22 protein-coding genes are annotated in these 22,747 nt (G+C 70.3%); 6 read left to right on the top strand and 16 right to left on the bottom strand.

Annotation, left to right across the window (positions count from 1 at the left end; translation table 11 throughout):
- Positions 1-7 precede the first annotated feature (7 nt).
- The 4 genes from AB0J16_RS12215 to AB0J16_RS12200 form a co-directional block, all read right to left on the bottom strand.
- Positions 8-817 (bottom strand): carbohydrate ABC transporter permease, encoded by an 810-nt coding sequence (locus AB0J16_RS12215; protein WP_357941230.1) that lies wholly within the window; start codon positions 815-817, stop codon positions 8-10.
- Complete coding sequence (locus AB0J16_RS12210; RefSeq protein ID WP_358537686.1) at positions 814-1,680, bottom strand: sugar ABC transporter permease; 867 nt, start codon at positions 1,678-1,680, stop codon at positions 814-816. Before AB0J16_RS12210 ends, AB0J16_RS12215 begins: the two co-directional genes overlap by 4 nt.
- Positions 1,681-1,682: 2 nt before the next feature.
- Entirely contained in the window at positions 1,683-2,924 is a 1,242-nt protein-coding gene (locus AB0J16_RS12205; RefSeq protein WP_358537683.1) for a sugar ABC transporter substrate-binding protein, read from the bottom strand.
- Positions 2,925-3,026: 102 nt separating this feature from the next.
- Positions 3,027-4,175, bottom strand: a complete 1,149-nt coding sequence (locus AB0J16_RS12200) for a DegT/DnrJ/EryC1/StrS family aminotransferase (RefSeq protein WP_358537681.1) — start codon at positions 4,173-4,175, stop codon at positions 3,027-3,029.
- A gap of 30 nt (positions 4,176-4,205) precedes the next feature.
- On the opposite strand from AB0J16_RS12200, the gene AB0J16_RS12195 reads away from it, so the two are divergent.
- Positions 4,206-5,441 carry a hypothetical protein gene (locus tag AB0J16_RS12195; protein ID WP_358537679.1) on the top strand — a complete coding sequence of 412 codons (1,236 nt, stop codon included), beginning with the start codon at positions 4,206-4,208 and terminating at the stop codon, positions 5,439-5,441.
- Positions 5,442-5,542: 101 nt separating this feature from the next.
- On the opposite strand, the gene AB0J16_RS12190 is transcribed toward AB0J16_RS12195, so the two are convergent.
- The 6 genes from AB0J16_RS12190 to AB0J16_RS12165 form a co-directional block, all read right to left on the bottom strand.
- Positions 5,543-6,598: a dihydrodipicolinate synthase family protein gene (locus AB0J16_RS12190; RefSeq protein ID WP_358537675.1), complete on the bottom strand. Its 1,056-nt coding sequence runs from the start codon at positions 6,596-6,598 to the stop codon at positions 5,543-5,545.
- A 37-nt stretch (positions 6,599-6,635) separates the two neighbouring features.
- Entirely contained in the window at positions 6,636-7,640 is a 1,005-nt protein-coding gene (locus AB0J16_RS12185) for an NAD(P)-dependent oxidoreductase (RefSeq protein ID WP_358537673.1), read from the bottom strand.
- Between the two features lie 131 nt (positions 7,641-7,771).
- A complete protein-coding gene (locus AB0J16_RS12180; protein WP_358537671.1) occupies positions 7,772-8,659 on the bottom strand; it encodes a Gfo/Idh/MocA family oxidoreductase in 888 nt (295 codons plus the stop codon).
- A gap of 52 nt (positions 8,660-8,711) precedes the next feature.
- Entirely contained in the window at positions 8,712-10,520 is a 1,809-nt protein-coding gene (locus AB0J16_RS12175; protein WP_358537669.1) for a hydantoinase B/oxoprolinase family protein, read from the bottom strand.
- Positions 10,513-12,519, bottom strand: a complete 2,007-nt coding sequence (locus AB0J16_RS12170; protein ID WP_358537667.1) for a hydantoinase/oxoprolinase family protein — start codon at positions 12,517-12,519, stop codon at positions 10,513-10,515. Before AB0J16_RS12170 ends, AB0J16_RS12175 begins: the two co-directional genes overlap by 8 nt.
- 6 nt (positions 12,520-12,525) lie before the next feature.
- Entirely contained in the window at positions 12,526-12,897 is a 372-nt protein-coding gene (locus AB0J16_RS12165; protein WP_357642639.1) for a hypothetical protein, read from the bottom strand.
- Positions 12,898-12,973: 76 nt separating this feature from the next.
- On the opposite strand from AB0J16_RS12165, the gene AB0J16_RS12160 reads away from it, so the two are divergent.
- On the top strand, positions 12,974-13,609 hold the full coding sequence (locus AB0J16_RS12160) for a thymidine kinase (RefSeq protein WP_358537665.1): 636 nt from the start codon (positions 12,974-12,976) through the stop codon (positions 13,607-13,609).
- Positions 13,610-13,725: 116 nt separating this feature from the next.
- Here AB0J16_RS12160 and AB0J16_RS12155 read toward each other — a convergent pair whose 3' ends face one another.
- On the bottom strand, positions 13,726-14,130 hold the full coding sequence (locus AB0J16_RS12155) for a MarR family transcriptional regulator (RefSeq protein WP_358537663.1): 405 nt from the start codon (positions 14,128-14,130) through the stop codon (positions 13,726-13,728).
- A 74-nt stretch (positions 14,131-14,204) separates the two neighbouring features.
- Here AB0J16_RS12155 and AB0J16_RS12150 point away from each other — a divergent pair, with 74 nt between their 5' ends.
- Positions 14,205-15,059, top strand: a complete 855-nt coding sequence (locus AB0J16_RS12150; RefSeq protein WP_358537661.1) for an LLM class flavin-dependent oxidoreductase — start codon at positions 14,205-14,207, stop codon at positions 15,057-15,059.
- A gap of 71 nt (positions 15,060-15,130) precedes the next feature.
- On the opposite strand, the gene AB0J16_RS12145 is transcribed toward AB0J16_RS12150, so the two are convergent.
- The 3 genes from AB0J16_RS12145 to AB0J16_RS12135 all read right to left on the bottom strand — a co-directional run bounded on the left by AB0J16_RS12145 (position 15,131) and on the right by AB0J16_RS12135 (position 17,959).
- Positions 15,131-15,802 carry a DsbA family oxidoreductase gene (locus AB0J16_RS12145; RefSeq protein ID WP_358537659.1) on the bottom strand — a complete coding sequence of 224 codons (672 nt, stop codon included), beginning with the start codon at positions 15,800-15,802 and terminating at the stop codon, positions 15,131-15,133.
- A 148-nt stretch (positions 15,803-15,950) separates the two neighbouring features.
- A complete protein-coding gene (locus AB0J16_RS12140; RefSeq protein WP_358537657.1) occupies positions 15,951-16,847 on the bottom strand; it encodes a hypothetical protein in 897 nt (298 codons plus the stop codon).
- A 398-nt stretch (positions 16,848-17,245) separates the two neighbouring features.
- Entirely contained in the window at positions 17,246-17,959 is a 714-nt protein-coding gene (locus tag AB0J16_RS12135; RefSeq protein WP_358537654.1) for a carbon monoxide dehydrogenase subunit G, read from the bottom strand.
- 147 nt (positions 17,960-18,106) lie between these two features.
- On the opposite strand from AB0J16_RS12135, the gene AB0J16_RS12130 reads away from it, so the two are divergent.
- The 3 genes from AB0J16_RS12130 (at position 18,107) to cydB (ending at position 21,383) form a co-directional block, all read left to right on the top strand.
- Positions 18,107-19,003 (top strand): polysaccharide deacetylase family protein, encoded by an 897-nt coding sequence (locus tag AB0J16_RS12130; protein ID WP_358537652.1) that lies wholly within the window; start codon positions 18,107-18,109, stop codon positions 19,001-19,003.
- A gap of 144 nt (positions 19,004-19,147) precedes the next feature.
- The gene (locus AB0J16_RS12125) at positions 19,148-20,491 is read left to right on the top strand and encodes a cytochrome ubiquinol oxidase subunit I (RefSeq protein WP_358537650.1); all 1,344 of its coding nucleotides are present in this window, start codon (positions 19,148-19,150) and stop codon (positions 20,489-20,491) included.
- Between the two features lies 1 nt (position 20,492).
- Positions 20,493-21,383: a cytochrome d ubiquinol oxidase subunit II gene (gene cydB, locus AB0J16_RS12120; RefSeq protein ID WP_358537647.1), complete on the top strand. Its 891-nt coding sequence runs from the start codon at positions 20,493-20,495 to the stop codon at positions 21,381-21,383.
- 4 nt (positions 21,384-21,387) lie between these two features.
- On the opposite strand, the gene AB0J16_RS12115 is transcribed toward cydB, so the two are convergent.
- Both AB0J16_RS12115 and AB0J16_RS12110 read right to left on the bottom strand, forming a co-directional pair.
- Positions 21,388-22,296: a MerR family transcriptional regulator gene (locus tag AB0J16_RS12115; RefSeq protein WP_358537645.1), complete on the bottom strand. Its 909-nt coding sequence runs from the start codon at positions 22,294-22,296 to the stop codon at positions 21,388-21,390.
- 226 nt (positions 22,297-22,522) lie between these two features.
- The gene (locus tag AB0J16_RS12110) at positions 22,523-22,729 is read right to left on the bottom strand and encodes a hypothetical protein (protein WP_358537643.1); all 207 of its coding nucleotides are present in this window, start codon (positions 22,727-22,729) and stop codon (positions 22,523-22,525) included.
- Between the last annotated feature and the right edge of the window lie 18 nt (positions 22,730-22,747).

The following is a 22,747-nucleotide window of genomic DNA, read 5'->3' as shown; positions in this document are numbered from 1 at the left end:
AGAGAGCTTATTTCAGCCCAGTCATCGCGATGCTGTTGACCAGGTACCGCTGCAACAGGAAGAAGACCAGCAGGCACGGCACCACGGAGATCGCCGCCGACGCCATCAGCACCGACAGCTGCATCTCCTCGGTCCGCAGCGTGGTCAGGCCGACGGTGAGCGTACGCGTGGCGTCGCTCTGCCCCACCACCAGCGGCCACAGGAAGTCGTTCCAGTGCCACAGGAACACGAACACGCCCAGCGTGGCCAGGACGGGCCGGGTCAGCGGCACCACGATCGTCCAGTAGACCCGCAGCTCGGAGGCGCCGTCGACCTTGGCCGCGTCGAACAGCTCGTCGGGCAGCCCCATGATGAACTGCCGCATCAGGAACACCGCCTGCGAGTTGGCCAGCGTCGGGACGATCAGCCCCCAGAACGTGTCCACCCCGTCGAGGCTGTTGACCAGCACGAACGTCGGGATCAGGGTGGCCTGGAAGGGCACCATCATGGTCGCGAGGAACGTCCAGAACATCGCCTGGCGGCCGGGGAAGCGCTTCTTGGCGAAGGCGTACCCGGCCATCGAGGCGGTGAGCAGGATGATCACCACCGAGACCACGGAGTACACCAGCGAGTTGACCGTCCACCCCACGAAGCCGGAGGCGGACAGCACCCGCGTGAGGTTGTCGAGCGTGAGCGAGTCCGGCCACTGCGCGGGCAGGGTCGGGGCGCCCGCGGGCGACAGCGCGACGATCAGCATGGCGGCGAACGGGCTGACGGTCAGCACCGACAGCACGCCGAGCAGCGCGACGAGCGGCCATCTCTGCCGCGTGCGCGTCATGTGTTCCCCCGGTCCAGGAAGCGGCGCTGGATCAGCGACACGATGAGCACCAGGGCGAACAGGACCATCCCCCACGTGGCGGCGTAGCCGAAGTCGAAGGATCTGAAGCCGTGGTCGTAGATGCCGTAGATGAGGGTGTAGGTGGCCCTGGCGGGACCGCCGCCGGTCATCACGTAGACGGTGTCGAAGGTCTGGAAGGCGCTGATCGTCTCGATCACCAGGACGAAGAAGAGCGCGGGCTTCAGCAGCGGCAGCGTGATCCGGCGGAAGCGCTGCCACGCCGAGGCCCCGTCGACCCGGGCCGCCTCCAGGTAGGAGCCGGGGATCGCCTTCAATCCGGCCAGCAGGATCAGCATGGAGTAGCCGAAGCCCTTCCACGCCGACACCACGGCCAGGGCCGGCAGCACCAGCGACGACTGCTCCAGGAAGGCCACCGGGCCGAGCCCCGCCTTGCCCAGGATGCCGTTGATCAGGCCGTCGAACTCGTAGATCCACCGCCAGATGACGCCGGCCAGCACGAAGCTGGTCACGTACGGCAGGAACAGCATGCCGCGGAACAGGCCGCGCAGGAACACGACCTGGTTCAGCAGCAACGCCGTGCCCAGCGACACGAGCAGGGTGAGCGGCACGTAGACGGCCACGTACACGAGCGTCACGCGCAGGCTCGTCCAGAAGATCGTGTCGTCGAGCAGCCGGGCGTAGTTGTCCGCGCCGACGAAGCTCCACTCTCCGCCGATGTTCCAGTTGGTCAGGCTCATCCCCGCCGCGCCGAGGGCGGGGAAGATCCTGAAGATCAGGAAGAGCACCAGCACAGGCAGCACGAACAGCAGGCCCGTGACCGGGTCACGCAGGCGTTGGCGCATCCCTATCCGCCGTTGCCCAGCAGCGCGTCGGCCTCCTTGGCCGCCGCGTCGAGCGCCGTCTTGGCGTCCTCCTTGCCGAGCAGGGCCGCCTGGATGTGCGGGGCGATGACGCCCATCACCTGGCGGGCCTTCGGGTGGGTGTCACCGGGGAAGGCGTACTGCAGCGACTTGGCGAACTCCGTGGCCGCGGCCGACTGTCCCGGCACGGTCACGTCGGTACGGGCGGGGAAGAAGCCCGACTCCGCGGCCAGGCTGGCGGCGACCTCGGGCGAGGACAGGTAGGTGGCGAACTTCTTCGCCGCGTCCTTGCTCTCGGCGTGCTTGGCCAGCACCAGGGCACCCGGGATGCCGAACGCGACCCGCTTGACGCCCTCCAGCGGCAAGCCGATGCCGACGTTGTCGGCGCCGATCGCGGCACCGAGCTGGGTGGCCTGCAGGGCGGTGGCCGCGTGGTACATCGCGCTCTTGCCCTTGGCCAGGGCGCCGCCCTCGACCTCGTTGCCCTTGCTGGCGGTGTCCTCGGGCAGGCCGCCCGCGGCCTTCAGGTCCAGCAGCAGTTGCAGGCTGTCGACGCCCTGCTGGCTGTTGAAGGCCACCTTCTTGCCGTCGGGGGCGAAGACGCTGCCGCCGTTGGCCCACAGGATGGGATAGAAGCTCTGGTTGAGGCTGACCTCGGGCTTGCCGGGGTAGTCGAGCACGGCGACCTTCTTGGCGGCCAGCTTGGGCGCCGCCGCCTTGAGCTCGGCCAGCGTCTCGGGCACCTTCTCGACGCCCGCCTCGGCGAACAGCTTCTTGTTGTAGATGGGCGCGGTGATCGTCTGGTAGATCGGCACGCCGTACAGCTTGCCGTTCACGGTCAGCGCGGTGAGCGCGCTGGGCAGGTAGGTCGCCTTGTCCTTGCCCACCACGTCGTCGACGGCGTCGATGGTGCCCTGCTGGGCGTACTGGGGGATCTGGTCGGGACCCAGGACGACGAGGTCGAAGCCCTTCTTCGAGACCAGTGCCGTCGTGACCTTCTCCTGACGGCCCTCCCACGGCTGCTGGTCGATCTTGATGTCGATCGTCGCGTTCTTGGCCTCGAAGTCCTTCTCGACCTTGGCCCAGAACGCCTGGCTCTTGGCCTGGTCCCCGATGACGGGGTACATCCAGAGGGTCACGGTGCTCTTGTCCGAGCCGCTGGATCCGCACCCGGCGGCGGCGAGGGCCAGGGCGGCCGTCAGGCCGAGTGCCGCTGTCTTCCTCATCGGCGGATTCCTTTCGAGTAATACCGGTCCTGACCGAAACCTAGTAACGAGGACCTCGTGCGGTCAATGGGCGATACCTGAACGTAACTACGGCCTCCGCCGTCAACGCGCGGTGAATCGGGTGATCTCGCGGGCGACGGCGTCGGCGTGCTCGGCCGTGTAGTTCTCGTTCCAGTCGATGATCAGCAGCGTCTCGGCGACCAGCCGCTCGGCCTCGGGGCACGGGTTCGGGACGTAGCCGTCGAGCGGGTAGCGCGAGGAGCCGTAGATGGGCCGATCCCACAGCGGGGCGCGGTTCAGCGGCTCCTCCAGGTAACCGGCCCGCGCGGGTATCCCGGCCGCGGCCAGGTGCGCGGCCAGCTCCCGGGCGTCACCCTCGGGCCGCACGATGGGGAACAGCCACCAGGCGTGCCCCTCCGGGCGCGGCAGCCGTACCCCTGGCAGGCCCTGAAGGGCGTCGAGCAGCCGTACGGCCGTGCGGCGGCGGGCCGCGACCACGCCGGGCAGCTTGGCGAGCTGGGCCCGCGCCACGGCGGCCTGCAGCTCGGTCATGCGGTAGTTCAGGCCGAAACCGGCGTGTGAGCGCCCGGCCGCCCGGTCCCAGCCCTTGTCGGCGAACAGCCGCATCCGGCGCGCCAGCTCGTCGTCCTCGGTGAGCGCCAGGCCGCCGTCGCCGCAGGTGATGTGCTTCCACTGCTGCAGGCTGAGGGTGGCGACGTCGCCCACCGTGCCGGCCGGCCGGCCGTCCGGCAGCTCGGCGAGCCACGCCTGGGCGCAGTCCTCGATCAGCGCCAGGCCGTGCTCGTCGGCCAGCGCCCGCAGCTCGGCCACGCGGGCGGGCGCGCCGAACAGGTGCACGGCCATGATCGCCCGAGTCCGCGGGCCGATCAGCTTGGCCACCGCGCCGGGGTCGAGATTGCCGTCCGAGGGATCCACATCCGCGAAGACAGGGACCGCGTTCTGCGCCAGGATGGGGGCCACGGTCCCGAAGTCGGTGATCGGCGTCGTGATGATCTCGTCTCCGGGGTCCGGCGCAGCCGCCACGACCGACAGATGGAGGGCCGCGGTGCCGGAGCCGCACGCGACCGCGTGGCGCACGCCGTACAACGCGGCGACCTCGCGTTCGAGCGCTCTGGTCTCGGTCCCCCAGACGGAGCTGAGCATGCCCGAGCGGATCACCCGCGCCGCGGCGGCCACCTCCTCGTCGCCGAGCGTACGGCCGGCGGCCTCGGCCATGGACGGGAACTTCACAGGGGCACCTCACAAGATATAATTGCGGTCTTGACCGAAAACAGCGAGAGGGAGGCGTGGGTGGGAATCGTCATCGGGGTCGTCGGCCCGCATGATCTGGTCGACGACGTCGCGGCCACCTGCGAGGAGCAGCCCGGCGTCACCGCGCTGCGCCTCGACTACGACCACGAGTCGCAGGCGCCCGCGATCGTCGAGGCGCACGCCGCCGCCGTGGAGGGGTGGCTGTTCACCGGCATCGTCCCGTACATGCTCTCCCGCGACGCCGAGGTGCTGAGCCGGGCCGCCGCGTTCGTCGACTACTCGGGCGCGACGCTGCTCAGCGCCCTGGTACGCCTGCAGCACGAGGGCCAGGACGTCACCGGGCTGTCGATCGACACGCTGCCCGCGGCCGACGTGGTGGCCACCTTCGCCGAGGCCGGGCTGCCCGCCGACACGCTCAGGACGCTGCCCTACCGGCCGGAGATGACCTCCAAGAAGGCGATCGCCTTCCACAAGCGCGGCCCCGCCCATCCGGTGATCACCTGCCTGAGCTCGGTGCACGAGGCGCTGCGCGGCGAGATGCACGTGCTGCGCCTGGCGCCGTCCGTCCACTCGGTCCGGGTGGCGCTGCGCCAGCTGCTGCTGACCGCCGAGGGGCAGGCGCAGGAGGACGCGCAGATCGCGCTCGGGCTGATCGAGGTCGAGAACGAGGAGGGGCTGCTGCGCGAGGCCACCGCGCTCGGCGGCACGCTGGCCGCCTTCCGGGGCGGCACCCATCTCCTGGTCACCACCCGGGGCCCGCTGCACGACGCCACGGGCGGCTTCACCGGCCTGCCCATGCTGGGCCGCCTCGCGGCGCAGAATCAGGTGGTACGCGTGGGTTTCGGGCTGGGCCGCAGCGCGGCGGAGGCGGAGAGCCTGGCCCGCCGGGCCCTGGCCCGCGCCCGGCGCATCGGCGACATCGCGGCGGTGCTGTCGCTGCGCGCCGACACCGACATCGTCCTGGAGTCGGTCGCCGGCGTCCCGGAGTCGGAGCGCAACCTCTCGGTGATCGCCCGCCGCGTGGGGCTGTCGGTGGCGACTATCGAGCGGCTGCTGGAGGCGCGATCGGCGGCGGGCGACGAGCCGCTCACCACCAGGGAGATCGCCGACCGCCTCGACGTCCAGCAGCGCACGGCCCGGCGCATGCTGCACCGGCTGGAGCTGGCCGGGCTGGCCGAGCGCACGGGCAACCTCACCAGCGGCTCCAGCGGCCGCCCCCTGACCCTGTACCGCCTCACTCTCTGAGGCGGCGGGCTCGGGGACGGCTGACTCGGGGACGGCCGTTTTGGGGACGGCCGGCTCGGGGACGGCCGGCTCGGGGACGGTGCCGCTGGCTCGCATGAGGGTCAGGCGAGCCAGCGCGACAGGCCGGCGCTGACGAAGTCGTCGTCCCGCAGCCACGGGTAGGCGGCCCAGATCCGGTCAAGCTCCGCGAGCTGCCCCGGGGAGAGCTCCTCCGCCGGGTCCAGGCACCAGCGCCCCGCCAGCAGCCCCTGACGGCGCAGCACCTCGTGGATGCCGGGGATGCAGCCGTGAAAGGCGTTGGCCGAGTCGAAGATGGCGGCGTTGGCGTCGGTGAGGTGACCGTCGAGGGTGAGCAGCCGCCGCATGGCCGCATCATCGCCCGCGCGGGCCAGCTTGGCCTCCTCCAGCAGTTCGACCGCCCGCCGTACCCAGACCGCCCACTGACCGAGCAGCCCGCCGACGAACTCGATCTCCACCTCGTGCCCGTCCACGACCACCCGGTGGGTGGTGACGAGATCGGCCAGGATGTGGTCGTCATTGCCGGTGTAGAGGGCGACCTCGGCCGCGCGACCGGCCCGGACCACGCCGTGGAGCACGTCGAGCGTGCGGTAGCGGTCGAAGGGGGCGACCTTGATGCCCACCACGGACTCGATCGCCGCCAACCGGGTCCAGAAATTCCGCGACAAAGGGCGTCCGCCGACCGCGGTCTGCAGGTAGAAGCCGATGACCGGCAGCACCTCGCCCACCGCCCGCGCCCGCTCGATCAGCCCGTCCTCGTCCAGCTCCCGGCACGGGCTCAGCAGCACCATGTGGTAGCCGAGCGACCTGGCCAGCTCGGCCTCCGCCACGGCCTGCCGCGTGGTCCCGGTCGCGCCCGCGACGAGGACCACCTCGCGCTCGTACTCCCCCGCGGTCCGCGCGGCCAGCTCCAGCACCGGCGGCAGCAGGTCGGTGCCGTGGATGGCGAACTGCGTGGTGTGCACGCCCACCGCCAGCCCGCCCGCGCCCGCCTCGACGTAATAGCGGGTCAGCGCCCGCTGCCGCCGCTCGTCCAGCTTGCGGTCCTCGGTCAAGGCCAGCGGGTGCGCCGGAATCACCAGGCCGCGCCGGAACAGCTCGCGCACGGACGTCTGCGCCTCTGGAATCGTGCTGAGCACGTCGGATCCCCCTCGGGTCAATGGGCCGGGCACGCGGTTAGAAGCGGCCGTCACGGCGTTCGAACTTGGTGGGCTTGCCGAGCAACGGGCCGCCGTCGGCCACCCAGCGCGCCGTGTGCTCGATCAGCTCGGCGGGCGTGAGCTCGGGGTAGCCGAACAGGCGGTGGCACTTGCCGGCGTTCGACAGCAGCGCCGTGGGCGCCTCCTCGCCGCTGAACATCGGCTCCTTGCCCAGCGCCGCGCCGAGGTCCAGCGCCGCCTGCCGGACCGAGACCAGCTCGGGTCCGGTCACGTTGAGCACGTACGGCGGCGACTCGGCGAGCAGCAGCGAGCGGAGCACGACCTCGTTGGCGTAGCCCTGCCACACCACGTTGACCTGGCCGGTGGCCAGATCGATCGGCGCCCCGGCCAGGATCTTCCCGGCCAGGTCGACGAGCACGCCGTAGCGCAGTTCGACGGCGTAGTTGAGCCGCAGCAGCGACATGCGGGTGCCGTACGCCTCCGCGAAGTGCGACAGCACCCGCTCCCTGCCCAGGCAGCTCATCGCGTAGTCGCCGACCGGCCCGGTCGGCGAGCCCTCGGTGCTGCCGCCGCCGACGGGAACCAGCGGGTAGACGTTGCCGGTGGACAGGGCGGCGATCCTGGCGTCCCTGAACCTGTCGGCGACCCTGCCCGGCAGGTACGCGTTGGTGAACCAGGTGGCGTGCTCCCGGCCCTCGGTGCCGAACTTGGCGCCGACCAGGAACACCACGTTCGGCGCGTCGGGCAGCTCGCGCAGCGCCCCCTCGTCGGCCACGTCGGCGGCCACCACGGTGGCGCCGTCGTCCTGGAGCGCCTGGGCCAGCCCGGGTTCGGAGAACCGGGACACCGCGATGATCCGCCGGTCGCCACGCGTGGCGTTGAGCGCCAGCCGGACCAGGCTCGGGCCGAGCTTGCCGCCCGCGCCGAGGATCAGGATGTCGCCGTCGAGCCTGCTCAGGTCGTCGACGAGGGCGGCGCTCGGCCGCGCCAGCCGTTCCTCGAGTTCCGCTGTCGTCCGCACGCGGTCTACCTCCGTTACGTCATTTACGGTCCAGACCGTAACTGCGGCGGAGTTCGGCTGTCAATGGGCGCCCTCGGACGCCTGTTGGCGGGCGTCCTCGGGCGCCGCTCAACGGGTGGTTCGCGCGCCGGTCATTGGGTGGTTTCGCGGGCAGCGACCAGTACCTCCAGAATGGCCCGGGTCTGCGCCCACGGGACCGGGCTCGGCGCGCCCCCGACCATGGCCAGGAACGCCTCGATCGTCCCCTCGTAGCCCAGGCCCTTGACGTGGTCGTCACCGCCCTCGATCACCACGGTGTCGGTGCCGCCGCGCCGGTGAACGGTGACGGAGTAGGACTCCTCATCCGAGACGCCGAGGATCTCGACCGTGCCCGTGACGCCGCTGTCCCAGCGCAGGGCCATGACGCCGGTGTCCTCCGAGCGCAGGCCCGCGTAGTGCCTGGTGGCCGAGGCCGCGCCGGCCAGCCGTACGTCCGGGCCGAACAACGCGACCAGCAGCTCCACGCCGTGGATCCCCATGGTCACCATCGTCCCGCCGCCCTCGCCGGGGGTGTCCTGCCAGGCGTTGTAGCCATCGGCCCAGAGGCCGACGTCATGCCGTACGGTGGCCCGGACCGCGAGCACGTCGGCGGGGTCCACCCGCAGCCCCGCGAAGGCCGGAGCGAAGCGGAGCACCGAGCTGGACAGCACGCGGTCGTGGATCCGCAGCCGGTCCAGCTCGTTCAGCTGGGCGCGGGTGGCGACGGCGGGCTTGTTCACGAAGCAGGCCGCGCCGGTGTCGAGCACGGCCGCCAGCGCCCCGGGCACGCGCGGGCTCGGCACGGTCAGCACCACGCCGTCGGGTTCGGCGGCCAGCAGCGCGGCCAGGCTCGGCAGCACCTTGGCGCCGGGATGCTCTTCGGCGAAGCGGCTCAGCCGCTCCGGGTCCTCCTCCCACACCAGCAGGTCCGCGTGGCGGGCCAGGGTACGGGCGTCGGTGAAGGGATGGCTGGTGGCGAGACCGGCGAGGGCGACACGCATGACGGACTCCATTTCGCGACATGTCAGGAAATGGAGCCCATCATGGCATCAGCTAGAGCTCGTCCACCTCCGCGTGGGAGCGGCCGCCCGACAGCTTCGGGTAGCCGGGGCCGCGGTCGAAGAAGCGGCCCGCCGGCGGGCGCAGGTTGGCGCGGAGCTCGGCGGTGCCCTGCTCGTCGATGCGGTCGCCGTCCAGCACCACGCCGTAGTCGCCCAGGGCGCCGGCGATCGACACCTTGCCGTCGCGGACGTCCGCCGCCACGGCGCGCGGGTCCCGGTCGTACGGTGAGCCCCAGCCGCCGCCCCCGGTGGTGCGGATGCGGATGGTCTCGCCCGCCTGCACCTGGTGGTCGTCCACCAGGCCCTCCATCTCCTTGCCCGCAATCTCGACCCGGAACGGCCGCCCGGCCAGCCCGCCGTTGACGCCCCAGCACGACAGGATCGACCGGTCGGCGATCGACATGTACGAGGCGTCCCTGAGCATCCTGATGTGCTTGTCGTAGCCGAGCCCACCCCTGAACATGCCCGGCCCGCCCGAGTCGCAGGCCAGCGCCAGGCGCTCGACCCGGAACGGCCAGCGCGCCTCGGCGAACTCCACCGGGATGTTGCGCGAGTCGGGCACCACGTGGATGGTGTCCTCGCCGTCGGCGTACCAGCGCCCGCCGGAGCCGCCGCCGAGGACCTCCCTCATCAGGTACGGCACGCCGTCGGCGTCGGCGCCGTGGACGCCGGTGTAGCGGATCGTCTCCTGGTCGGCCGGCATGCGGCCGCCGGTGGCCTTGGCCAGCACGCCCGCGAGCACGCCGAGCAGGCGCAGGATCACGAACGTCCGGGCGTTGGTGGGCGCGGGGAAGATCGGGGTGAGCAGCGTCCCCTTCTCCGGGAAGACCATCTCGATCAGGGGGACGACACCCTCGTTGACGTCCAGCTCGGCCATGCGCTCCGGGGTGTCGGCGAGGTTGCGCAGGATGGGGGCCAGCCACTTCTTCAGGAACACGCCGTCGGCGTAGTCGCCCGCGTGGTTGATAGGCCCCTTGGCCTGCGGTGACGTGCCGGTGAAGTCGATCTTCAGCGGGGCGTCCGCCGCGTGGTCGACGGTGAGCGTGATCCGCTGGGCGTGCAGCCGCGGCTCGTCCACGCCGTCGTGCTCGGCATAGTCTTCCCAGGCGTAGGTGCCCTCGGGGATCTTGGCCAGCAGCTCGCGCCGGAACGTCTCCGTCGTCTTGCCGATGATCGCGTCGAAGCACTCCTCGACCTCGGTCCGGCCGTACCTGTCGAACAGCTCGCCCAGGCGGCGCGCCCCCATGAGGCAGGCCGAGCACTCGGCGTCGAGGTCGCCCGCGAGGGAGTCGGGCATGCGCGAGTTGCGGGTCATGATGCGCAGCGCGGCCTCGTTGGGCACGCCCGCGTCCCACAGCTTGATCGGCGGGACCATCAGCCCCTCCTCGTACACGCTGCGCGCGTGCGAGGGCATCGAGCCGGGCACGGAGCCGCCGATGTCGTCGTGGTGCCCGAACGCCTGCACGAAGGCCACCACAGAGCCCTCGTGGAAGACCGGGACGGTGACGCACAGGTCGGGCAGGTGGCCGATCCCGCCTTCCGACAGGTAGACGTCGTTGTGGAAGAAGACGTCGCCGGGGTTCATCTCCTCGATCGGGAAGTCGCGGACGATCGGCTGGACGAGCGCGCTGTAGGAGCGGCCGGTCAGCTTGCGCAGCCGGGCGTCGTGGATGCCCGCGCGGAAGTCGTGCGCGTCGCGGATCATCGGCGAGCGGGCCGTACGCGCGATCGCGGTCTCGACCTCCTTCTCCACGGAGGCCAGGGTGCCTTCGACGATCTCGACGAGAATCGGGTCAGCCACGCCGCACCTCCACGTTGCCGTAGTCGTCCACCTGAGCGGTGAAGCCGGGATGGATGGGGATCGTCGAGCCGTACTCCTCGATGACCGCCGGACCCTCGACCACCGTGCCCGGGTCCAGGTCGGACCGCTGGTGGATCGGTGTGTCGGCGGCCGAGTCGAAGTGCACGCTCCTGGTCACCGCCGCGGGCGTCTCGCCGTCGCGGGGCTCCCTGCGGCGGATGGCCGGGCGGGTGATGGGACCGATGCCGGAGACGCGCAGGTTGACCCATTCGACGCCGTGCCGCTCGTCGTCGCGATAGCCATAGCCGTAGAGCTTCTCGTGCGCCTGATGGAAGCGGTCCAGCACCTCCCGGCGCCACTCCTCATCCACCTCGCCCGCCGGGGCGGCCACGCGCACCTCGTACGCCTGGCCGTAGTAACGCAGGTCGGCGCTGCGGGCGTAGACCGGCTCGTCGAAGCCCTCCCGGTCGAGCGCCTGCGCCGCCTGCTCCTCCAGGTCGCGGAAGATGGTTCCGGCCGTCTCCAAGGACAGGTCGCGGGTGACGTACGTACGCACATAGTCGTTCTTGACGTCCACCGTGAGCAGGCCGAACGCCGAGACGTTGCCCGGATCGGGCGGGACGACCACCGCGGGCAGCCCCAGGATGTCGATCAGCCGGCAGGCCAGCAGCGGCCCCGAGCCGCCGAACGTCACCAGCGGGAAGTCCCGCACATCCAGCCCGCGCTTGACGGTGAGCTGACGGATGGCGTTGCTCTGGTTGAACGCGCTGATCTCCAGGATGCCCGTCGCGGTCCGCTCGGCGCTGAGCCCGAGCTTGTCGGCCAGCGCCTGGATGCCAGTGCGCGCGGCCGCCACGTCGAGCGGGATCTCCCCGCCGAGCAGGTGCGGCGGGATGCGGCCGAGGAAGACGTGCGCGTCGGTGACCGTCACCTCGGTGCCGCCCCTGCCGTAACAGAGCGGTCCGGGATCGGCCCCGGCCGACTTGGGGCCGACCTTCAGCGTGCCCTCGGGCGAGATCCAGGCGATCGAGCCGCCGCCCGCGCCGACGGTGACGATGTCGATCATCGGGATCTTGCACGGGTAGCGGCCGATGACGCCCTCGGTGGTGATGGACGGCTCACCGTCGATCACCACGGCGACGTCGGTGGACGTGCCGCCGCCGTCCAGGGTGATCACAGACGGGTGCCCCGCCGTGGAGGCGATGAGCGCCGCGCCCAGCGCCCCGGCAGCGGGCCCCGACAGCACCGTGGTGATCGGCTGGTTGACGACCTCGCGGGCCGACAGCACGCCGCCGTTGGACTTCATCACCGAGAACGGCATGCCGAGCCGGGCCGACAGGTTGGCCAGGTAGCGGCGCATCGTCGGCTTGACCGCCGCGTCCACGAGCGTGGTGACCGACCGCTCGTACTCGCGGTATTCGCGCAGCACGTCGCTCGACAGCGAGACGACCGCCTCGGGGTGCTCACGGGCCAGCACGTCCCGCATGCGCCGCTCGTGGTCCGGATTGGCGTAGGAGTGCAGGAAGCACACGCCGATCGCGGTGACGCCCTTGGCCTTGAGCCAGCGGGCCACCTCGGCGGCCTGCTCCTCGGCGAACGGGCGTACCTCGGCGCCGGTGTGGTCCAGCCGTCCCCCGACGGTCTTGACCAGGTGGATCGGGACGATCCGCGGCGGTTTGACCCAGAAGTAGGAGTTGCCATAGCCGTCGGGCACGCTCTGCCGGGCTATCTCCAGGATGAACTCGAAGCCCTCGGTCGTGATGAACCCCAGGTTCGCGATCCGGTCCTCGAGCAGTTGATTGGTGGCAACAGTGGTGCCGTGCACGACGGAACTCGCGTCGAGCGGCCCCAGCTTCTCGATGCCCCTGACGAACCCGTCGGCCGGGTTCGCGGGGGTCGAGGGGGTTTTGGTGGTGACGATCTCACCGGTCTGGTCGTCCACGGCCACCACGTCGGTGAACGTGCCCCCGGTGTCGACTCCAATACGGACGCTACGCATGGCTCCTCAGCTTCGGCGCCGGCCGAGCACTTCATCGATGACCCGGGGCGCGTTCTCAGTGCCAACATAGGCGGCCAAGCGCACCACTAGCTCCTGTGACCTGGCGAGTTCGGCCTCAACCCTGGCCTTACCCGACTGCCCCGCCTGCACGCCGAAGTAGGCGCCGATGATCGTGCCCACCACCCCGGCCACGCCCGCGAACAACGCCGCGAACTCCTTCGTGGCGAACACGGCGGCCCCGAAGGCCACCAGCACCGCGACGATCCCCGCCACGACCACAAGGAAGCCGTACCGCCACCTCGTGGCGTCGGCCTGCGCCGCCGTGAGGTCGTCGGTCGTCATCATCGCGTCGAGCGAGGGGGGCTTCTCTGTGACCACGGTTCCTCCTGATAACTCCAGGGGAGAAATCTCCCACGAGGTCAGGTAACAAGCCAAGCCGCTAAGGTGGCCCCCTGTGACCGACACGTTTGCCCTGTCCGCCGTCCCGTCCGGCGCCCGTGATGCCGTACTGAAGTTCTACTTCGGTCCCATGGACTGCGGGAAGTCCACGCTCGCGCTCCAGATGAACTACAACCACGGCCGCCAGGGCCGGCGCGGGCTGGTCCTGACCAAGCACGACCGCTCGGGCGGACCCCAGGTCACCAGCAGGATAGGGCTCGGCCTGGACGCCATCGAGGTCGTGGACTCCCTCGATCTGGTGACGCTCGTGACCGGCCACGACAGGATCGACTACCTGATCTGCGACGAGGTCTGCTTCTACACCGTCGACCAGATCGAGCAGCTCGCCGACCTGGTCGACGAGCACGGCATCGACGTCTACGCCTTCGGGCTGGCCTCGGACTTCAGGTCCGTGATGTTCCCGGCGGCGCAGCGGCTGTTCGAGCTGGCGGACGAGGTGTGCCGGTTGCAGGTGGAGGTGCTGTGCTGGTGCGGGCGCCCCGGCCAGCTCAATGGGCGGATCGTGGGCGGGGAGCTGGTCCGTACGGGCGAGCAGGTCGTGATCGGCGACACGGACGCGTCCCCGGTCCGCTACCAGGTCCTCTGCCGCCGCCACCACCGCGCGGGCCTCCTGGGCGAGGGCACTGTCTGAGCCTCTTCCTCACTCCCCCGGAGGGGGTAGTCCCTTCTAAGGACCCCAGCCATCACAGGCCGTCTATGTGACGAATCCCCCGGGGAACCATCGTCGAGCAGTCCCTCGGCCCGAGCCTAGATCAGCTTGTCGAGCAGCTCCCTGAGGCGGGCCGCGTCCTCAGGCGTCAGCTTCGCCAGGAACGTCCGCTCCGCCTCGTCCACAGCCTGACCCCCGTCGCGCAGCGTGTCACGGCCACGCGGGGTCAGCTCGACCATGTTCTTGCGCCGGTCGGCCGGATGCGGCCGACGGCTGACCAGCTTCTTGCCCTCCAGCGTGTCGATCATCGCGACCATCGTCGTCCTGTCGATCCGCAGCCGCGTCGCGGCCTCCTGCTGGGACAGCGGGTCGGCCGAGTCGAGCACGTTGAGCACCGCGAGCTCGCGGCCGTCGACGCCGTACGGCTCCAGGGCCGGGCCGGTGTGCTGGGCCAGGCGCAGGTTGGCGTGCTTCAGCAGGTATCCAAGGCGGCGTCTCGACACCTCCCGATTCTCGCACTAGCCTAATCGTCAGTAGAGCTGACAATCAGTGGAGCTGTCATATGCTGAGCTTCGGAATGAAGACCGTCCCTGTCGGCGTCACGTACGACACGCTGCTGCGAACCTGGCAGCAGGCCGACGCGGTCCCCGCCATCGAGCACGCGTGGCTCTGGGACCACATGCTGCCGCTGTTCGGGCCGGTGGACGCGCCGATCCACGAGGGCTGGACGATGCTCGCCGCCCTGGCCGCGCGGACCTCCCGGCTCCAACTGGGGCTCATGGTGACGAGCAACCTCACCCGGCCGCCGGCCGTACTCGCCAAGATCGCGGCGACCGTGGACGCCATCGCGCCCGGCCGGCTGGTCCTCGGCCTCGGCGTCGGCGGCACGCACCAGCCGGGCGACACGCTCGTACCCAGGGAGTACAACGCGTACGGCCTGCACATCGCCTCACCCGGTGAGGGCGTGGCCCGGCTGGCCGAGTCGTGCGCGATCATCAAGCGGATGTGGACCGAGGACCGATTCGACTTCGACGGCCGCTACTACCAGCTGCGCGAGGCGGTCTGCTCACCGAAACCGGCCGTCCCGCCGCCGCTGCTGATCGGCGGGTGGGGCGACAGGACACTCGGGGTGGTGGCCGAGCACGCCGACATCTGGAACGTGCCGGGGCCGCCGCACAACACGATCGAGTTCATCCGGGAACGGAACAAGGTGCTCGACGAGAGGTGCGCCGCCATCGGCCGCGAACCGGCGGAGATCACCCGCTCGACGCAACTCGTCGTCTCCACCGAAGACCCCGCCGCCGCCCGGTCCTCGATCCGGGAGCTCGCGGACGCCGGCCTGACCCACTTCGTCCTCGGCGTCCGCCTGCCCGGCCCCGCGAACGTGGCCGAATGGCTGGCCGAGGAGATCATCGCTCACACGACACGGTAGCCGTCGCCATCGCGCACACGACGCAGTAGCCGCCATCCCCGCCAAGGCGGCGCAGTAGCCGCCATAACCTCTCAAACGGCGCAATAGCCGTCGTCACAGCCGTCGGCCGGGGGCGCGAGGATGGTCACCGGAGTCTGGCCGGTGCGGGCCGCCACCTCGTCGAGGGCGGCGTCGAACGTCTCCGCCGGCTGCGCTCCCGACACCGCGAACTGCCCCTCGAACAGGAACAGCGGCACACCCGTTATCCCCAGCGCCCGCGCCCGGCCGAGCTGCTCGCGTACCTCCTGCGCGCCCTCACCCGGCGGGTGATCCACGCCCAGTTCGGCGGCCAGCTTCGTGAGCACGTCCTGGTCACCGACGTTGAGCCCGTCGGTGAAGTGCGCGTGGAACAGCCGATCGACCGCCTCCAGCCCGCGCCCCTGCCGGGTGGCGAGTTCGACCAGCCGGTGCGCCTCGAACGTGTTCGCGCTGATCGCCTGCGAGAAGCGCAGGTCCAGTCCCTCTTCCGCGGCGACGGTGGTGACATGGGAGGTCATCTGCGCGACGTTCCCGCCGAACTTCCGCTCCAGGGACGGAAGCAGCGGTTCGCCTTCGGCGGGGGCGTCCGGGTTCAGCTGGAACGGGCGCATGGTGATGTCCACGGTGCCGCCCTTGGCGCGGAAGCGGTCTGCCGCTCGGCCGAAGCGGGTGTGGCCGATGTAGCACCAGGGGCAGACGATGTCCGAAAATATCTCGACTTTCACGCTCGACCACAACCTCTACGACCCCGACCCCATTCCGCCGGCCTGAGCCGTATGTGTGCGCGGCCTTGTCCGTACTCCCGCACGGCCTTGGCCGGATGCGCGCGGCCTTCCGGCCGCTCCCCCGCTGGCCCGCTCCCCGCCGGGCCGGTCACCCGGCCGCCAGTTCCTCCAGCCGGTACGGGAGGTACGCCGAGTCGTCCACCAGGGCGGAGGCGCCGCGCCACCAGCCGAACCACTCCCCGCTGCGCCACATCCAGTCGACCCGCTCGATGGCCGCCACCACGTCGCCGACCGTCTGCCACCGCTCGCCCAGTTGCTCGCGGGTGGCGCCGTGCCGTAGCGCCCAGGCGCGCAGGATGCCGACGGCGGTGCCGGGTACCTCACGGGCGTACGGGTCGGGATCCTCGTCCGGCAGCCGGTGCGGTCCGAGCCCGGCCGCCACTCCCCAGCTCCACTGGGCCTCGGCGGGACGCGAGTAGCGCAGCGAGTGGAAGTCGAGGTTCGACCCCAGGTCCTCGTCGGGCCGCCGGGTGACCACCGCGTCGAGCCGCCCTCCGGCGTCGAAGTGTACGACGAGCCGCTGCCCCGGCTTCGCCCCGTCCGGCAGGTCGAAGCGGTCCTCGGCCTGCCACGAGTTGAGGTCCACCTGGGCGACGGGCTGGCCCCACAGCTGGTCGGCCGCGTCGTCGGAGATCCAGGCGGCGAGCATCTCCAGGGCGGTCAGGTCGGTCCACGGCTCGATCGCGACGGCCGTACGCAGCACCTCGTCGGGCGCGGGCAGCTTGCCGCCCCTGGGCCGCGTCCACCACTCCTCACCCAGCTCCCGCGCACCGACCAGCAACGCGGCGATGGCGGCCAGCTCGGCGGACCGCCTGGTGAGAGACGCGCCGAGCGCCAGGCTCAGGCAGCGGCCGACCCGGTCGTCACCGAGCACGGAGCGCGCGTCGCCGATCAGCGCCTCGGCGGTCGGGCGCTCCTCTCCAAGTAGGTTGCGTATGACTCGCCGGGCCTCGGTTCGTGCGTCTTCAGCGTGTGCCTGCCGCATATAGCCACGCTACGCCTGGAGATCCTTTTCCGCGAGAGCCTAGTCCTGCGCTCATGAGCAGCCCGTTTGACGACATCGACCGCCCTCGGGCAGCGGGCGGTCCGACGGCGCGCCCGCCCTCGATCCCTGAGCCCACTCCCGGACACCAGCCGACCTGACGGTGCGGCCTTGGAGGACCGCGCCGCCACCCGGGGCGTGGGTCGCCCGGCGACCAGCGGGATGGCGCCGGTTCTCTAGGGCAACGGCCCATGGCCTGGTCGAACAATCCGTCAGTGGCCCGATCGGGCAACAGTCAGTGGGCGTGGACGACGGCCCGGTCGGGCAACCGTCAGCGATGTCGGCAGCGGCCTGAGCGCGCAACCGTCAGTGACGCCAACGACAACGACTCCGGGCGATGGTCAGTGGCGTGGACGGCGGCCTGCCCGGCCGAACAGCCAGCCCACGGCGACGCCGGTCAGCGCGATGCCCGCTCCCATGCCGAACGACGCCAGCATCACCCAAGGCCTCGTCTCGGTGTGGCTCTTGGGCGGGCGCTCGTACACGCCGGACGGCCGTTCGTACACGGCGGGCGCCCGACGCCCCTCCGCGACCTCGTCGGCCGTACGCGCCATCGCGGCTCGCCGGGCGGCCAACTCGTCCACCCCCGTACCGTCCGGGGCGAGCAACGGACCCTCCGGGAGGCGCAAATGGTCCTCGACGGCCGCGAAGAACTCCCCCGCCGTCCTCTTGGCCACCGAGCCGAGCATGCGCTGCCCCACCCCGCCGATCATCCCGCCGACGACCGCGTCGGCGTCGTAGTCGACGCGGGTCCCCTCGTCGACCTCGCTGAGCCGTACGTGCACCGTGGCCTCCACCGTCCCCGGCGCGCCCTGGCCGCGCGCCCGCAGCACGAAGCTCTCCGGCGCCGACGGTTCGGACAGCGACACCTCGCCCTGGTAGACGCCCTTGATGGAGGCGACCCCCGCCGTCACCGTCATCCGGTACGTGTCCGGCCCCGTCTCCTCCAGGCGCTCACAGCCGGGGATGGTGCGTACCAGCACCTCCGGATCCTGAAGCGCGTCCCACACGCGATGCCTCTCGACGCCGATCATGGCGCTACCTGCGACCTTCACACCGCCACTCTAGGGACGAAGCGCGTTTCGCGATAAGGGCAACACTCGCCAGAGGGACGATCCCTCCTTATCGCCAATCCCTCCCTATCGCTAATCACTCTTATCGGATGTACTCGCCCGCCGATCATGCCTGGCAGGATGGGACCGGTGTGCGACGAGCGAGCCCCGGGGCGAAAGACGACGACCGTGGCTCACGTGGCGGCGGTCGCGCTGCTCCTGGCCGGTTGCGCGGCCAACGGCGGACCAGGCCGTACGACAGACGGCCCAGAAAACGCGACAAAGGGCACGGTCACCCGCACCCCCGAACAAGGCCCTGACGCCGCGACCACCCGGCCGCTCGACGGCCCGCCCGGCGCTCTGCCCCGGCGCGGCGAGGTGAAAGAGATCCAGGCCACGGGCTCCTTACCTCCGGTGATCAGCTCCATCCCCACCAACCGCAAGGTCGTCTTCCTGACCATCGACGACGGGTGGGAGCAGGACCCCGGCTTCCTGGCGCAGGTACGTGACCAGCGCATCCCGATCACGGCGTTCGCCATGCGGGACGCGGTGGAGGCCAAGGGCACACCCGACCCCGCCGGTGGGCCCGGCCGGTTCGTAGGGGCCGGGAAATGGGGATATTTCCGCTCGCTGCGTGACGCCCACGTACCCGTCGAGAACCACACCCTCACCCACCCGAACCTCCGCCTCCTCGGCTACGACGCCCAGCGACGGGAGATCTGCGGCTCCTCCACCATTATCAGAAGGCAGCTGGGGACCAGGCCGACGCTGTTCAGGCCGCCGTTCGGCAACTACAACACCGACACGCTCAGGGCCGCCAAGAACTGCGGCCTGAAGTCGGTACTGCTCTGGACGGCCACGGTGCAACCGGGCGGCAAGATCGCCTACCAGGTGCCCGACAAGCGCCTGCGCCCCGGCGACATCCTGCTGCTGCACTTCCGCCCGAACCTGGCCAGGGACTTCCGCATCCTGGTCGACAAGATCAAGCGCCGGGGCTTCGAGCTGGGCAACCTCCAGGCGTACCTGGACGCCGCCACCGCCCGCTGAGCCCCGCCTGCACCCGTACGCCATCGTGGGACCACCGATCCGCGGGCTTGTGACAAAGATCGCATAGCCGTGCTCTACGAGCTGTAGTACTACTTTAAGTAGATGCACTACAGCTTGTAGAGCTAAACACCCGGTGGGGGGAAGATGGACGCGCTCGATCTCGCGCGGTGGCAGTTCGGGGTGACCACCGTTTACCACTTTCTGTTCGTGCCGTTGACGATCGGCCTGGGCGTCTTCGTGGCCGGTCTCCAGACCGCCTGGCACCGGACGGGGAAGGAGCAGTATCTCCGGCTGACGAAGTTCTTCGGCAAGCTGTTCCTGATCAACTTCGCCATGGGAGTGGTCACCGGCATCGTGCAGGAGTTCCAGTTCGGCATGAACTGGAGCGAATACTCGACCTTCGTCGGCGACGTGTTCGGGGCGCCCCTGGCCATGGAGGCATTGCTGGCCTTCTTCATGGAGTCCACGTTCCTGGGGCTGTGGATCTTCGGCTGGGAGCGGCTGCCGAAGAAGGTCCACCTGGCGTGCATCTGGGCCGCCGCCATCGGATCTAACTTGTCCGCGTATTTCATCCTCGCGGCCAACGCCTGGATGAAGCACCCGGTCGGCTACGAGGTGGTCGACGGCCGGGCCAGGATGACCGATCTGTGGGCGGTCCTCACCAACCCCACCGCGATCGCCCAGGTGCCGCACGTCGTCGGCGCCGCCTTCATCGTGGCGGGCGGGTTCGTACTGGCGGTCTGCGGCTACTGGCTGCTCAAGACGAAGGCCCCCATGTGGCGCAGCGCCGCCCGGGCCGCACTGGTCATGACCGCACTGGCCGGCGCCGTCGTAGCGGGCACCGGCGACACCTCGGCCCGGCTGCTGTACGAGCAGCAGCCGATGAAGCTCGCCGCCGCCGAGGGCCTCCAGCACGACACCGCCGGAGCCCCGTTCTCCATCGTCCCCGGTGTCGAGATCCCCAGCCTCCTCAGCCTCCTCGCCAGCCACGACCCCACCGCCACCGTCCAGGGCACCGAGGACCTGCAGGCCCGGCTCGAGCAGCAGTTCGGCCCCGGCGACTACCGGCCCAACCAGACCGTGGTGTTCTGGTCGTTCCGGGTGATGATCGTCTTCGGCCTGACCACGGTGGGGCTGTCGGTGCTCGGCCTCTGGCTCACCCGCCGCAGGCGCGACCTGCCCCCCTGGCTGGCCCGGATCATGGTGCTGGCCCTGCCGCTGCCGTTCCTCGCGATGATCTCCGGCTGGCTGCTGAGCGAGATAGGCCGCCAGCCGTGGACGGTGACGGGCGAACTGCTCACGGCCGCGAGCGTGTCACCCGGCGTGAGTCTCGCCGAGGTGGCCACCTCGCTCACGATCTTCACACTCCTGTACGGCGGGCTCGCGGTGGCCGAGGCCGTACTCCTGACCAGGCACGTACGCAAGGGCCCCGAGCAGACGGAGCCCGTCCCCGCGACCGAGCGACTCCAGCCGTCGCTGATGTACTGAGGTGGAGACAGTGGTCAACCTGTGGTTCGTCATCATCGCCTTCCTCTGGACCGGCTACTTCGTGCTGGAGGGCTTCGACTTCGGTGTGGGCCTGCTGGCACCGTTCGTGAGCAGGGGCCCGGAGCAGCACCGGCAGAGCCTGGAGACGATCGGCCCGGTCTGGGACGGCAACGAGGTGTGGCTGATCACCGCGGTCGGCGCCATGTTCGCGGCCTTCCCCGCCTGGTACGCCGGAATGTTCAGCGCCTTCTACCTCCCGGTCGTGCTCATCCTGGTGGGCCTGATCGTGCGCGGTGTCGGCCTGGAGTGGCGCGGCAAGGTGACCAATACGTTCTGGTGCGATCTGGGCATCGTGGTGGGCAGCGCCCTCCCGGCGTTCCTGTGGGGCGCGATCTTCGCCGACGTGCTCTTCGACAGCGCTCTCGCGGCGCTCGTGGGCGGCCTGTTCACCCTGGCGACCTGCGTACTCCACGGCGCCGTCTTCCTGTCCCTCAAGACCGAAGGCCCCGTACGACGCCGCGCCCGCGCGGTTGCCCTGGCCGCGAGCGCCGTGGTCCTGCCGCTGGCCGTGGCGGCCCTGTCCAGCCTGGGCTCGATCTCCGCCCTAATGGCCATGGCGGCGCTGGCCGCCGGGGCGGCGCTGACGTACCGCCGCAGGGAAGGCTGGGCCTTCACCGCCACCGCCGGCGCCATCGCCCTGGCCTCGGTGGCGGTCTTCGCCGAGCTCCGATGGGCCCCGCTCCCCGGCATCACGCTGACGGACGCGGCCTCGGGACCCTACACGCTGACGATGCTCAGCTGGATCGGGCTGATCACGCTGCCGTTCGTACTGGTCTACCAGGGCTGGACCTACTGGGTGTTCCGCAAGCGGGTGACCCTGACGACGCACTGAAGGATCAGCGGTGGGTGCGCAGCGCGGTGAGCAGCCATTGGAAGGCCGGGACCGCCGGCGGATCCGGCGGCAGGCCCTGGAGGAGCCGCAGAAGCTGCCAATACCGCTCGACCCTGGGCTCGGCGACCAGTCCCAGCCAGTCTGTCAGGGAGACGGTCTCCTCGGCGGGAAGGTCCAAGGGGATGATCCGGTCAAGAATCACCCGCGCGCCTGGCGACTCCGGCGGGGTCCCCTTCTCCAGGGCGGCGGCCGCGTGCTCAAGGACCAGGGGCCGGAGGTTGAGGCCGAACTCGAGGCGATTGTCCTGCCGTCCGCTCAGGACCAGCTGCCGTACCGTCCGCTGGAAGCTCTCGTCGGCGACCAGCTCGGCCAGCTCTATCCAGGCGTTCACCTGCTCGGCCGTCGGGTCCTCGGGAAGGTCTGCGGGGATGTCACGCATCCAGTCCGCGACGAGAGCGGCGTCCTCGTCGAGGATGTCGGCGAATGCCGCATCAACGAACTCGTCGATGATCTGCTGGCGTTCCCGCGCCGACAATCGGGCTAGCGCGTGCATCAAGGTGATCTCCTCTGTGGTGCTGTCACGTTGGGCGAGAACATGCAGGACGGCACGCCGTACCTTCAAGGTGCGGATCTCCGCGTCGAGGGCTTTGACGTGGGTCTGCGCCAGTTCCCGCAGTGCGACCCGCTTTTCCACGATCTGCTGGATGGCATCAAGGCCGAGCCCGAGATCGCGAAGGGTCCGGACCAGGTCCAGCCGTGCGACCGCCTCCGCGTCATAAAGCCGGTATCCCCCGCTCGACCTGTGGGCTGGTGGGACAACGCCGCTGTCGGACCAGAAGCGGATCGTGCGCGCCTGCAGCCCGGTGCGCTGGGCCAGCTGCCCAATCGTGTAGAGATCGGTCGCATCGCTCATGGCTCGACTCTGCACCTTCCACCCACTGGAACCTCAAGCGATGCGACGGACATTCTCGCCTGAGTTGGCGGCGGCCTGATCCGATGGTAGGCAGCCGCACCGAAAGAGGGCGCCTTCACCTATGTCCGGAATATGTCCGGTCATACTGCCTTGCTCAGTGGGCATCGCTTGCCAAGAGTGGAGGCGCACGGCTCTCGTGGTTGTCGTCGCCGGTCGCACCAGGAGCTCATGTGGCACACCCGTGGAAGAACAGGCAGCGTGCCGGAGTCGTCGCGTTCGGCGCCGTGGCCATGCTCGTCCTCTTGGTGAGCGCGGTGGTCAGCGTGGCCATCGTGACCACCACCGCGACAGGGACGGCCCGCGAACCGTCGGGCGCCTCTTCTGGTGAGCGGATTCGACTCGCGGAAGCCGCCGAGCCTGTCTCGTCGTCCACTCCAGAGACATCGCAGGA

This window comes from Nonomuraea sp. NPDC049750, assembly GCF_040659625.1.
In the GTDB taxonomy this organism is placed as follows: Bacteria; Actinomycetota; Actinomycetes; order Streptosporangiales; family Streptosporangiaceae; genus Nonomuraea.
Note: the sequence above shows the minus strand (reverse complement) of the source record. Positions and strands in the feature narration are given on the sequence as shown.

Coding starts and splice junctions, on each gene's coding strand:
- AB0J16_RS12150 (WP_358537661.1), top strand. CDS start 14,205: ATGAAGACCGTCCCTGTCGGCGTCACGTACGACACGCTGCTGCGAACC.
- AB0J16_RS12205 (WP_358537683.1), bottom strand. CDS start 2,924: ATGAGGAAGACAGCGGCACTCGGCCTGACGGCCGCCCTGGCCCTCGCC.
- AB0J16_RS12140 (WP_358537657.1), bottom strand. CDS start 16,847: ATGCGGCAGGCACACGCTGAAGACGCACGAACCGAGGCCCGGCGAGTC.
- AB0J16_RS12210 (WP_358537686.1), bottom strand. CDS start 1,680: ATGCGCCAACGCCTGCGTGACCCGGTCACGGGCCTGCTGTTCGTGCTG.
- AB0J16_RS12115 (WP_358537645.1), bottom strand. CDS start 22,296: ATGAGCGATGCGACCGATCTCTACACGATTGGGCAGCTGGCCCAGCGC.
- AB0J16_RS12215 (WP_357941230.1), bottom strand. CDS start 817: ATGACGCGCACGCGGCAGAGATGGCCGCTCGTCGCGCTGCTCGGCGTG.
- AB0J16_RS12170 (WP_358537667.1), bottom strand. CDS start 12,519: ATGCGTAGCGTCCGTATTGGAGTCGACACCGGGGGCACGTTCACCGAC.
- AB0J16_RS12125 (WP_358537650.1), top strand. CDS start 19,148: ATGGACGCGCTCGATCTCGCGCGGTGGCAGTTCGGGGTGACCACCGTT.
- AB0J16_RS12180 (WP_358537671.1), bottom strand. CDS start 8,659: ATGCGTGTCGCCCTCGCCGGTCTCGCCACCAGCCATCCCTTCACCGAC.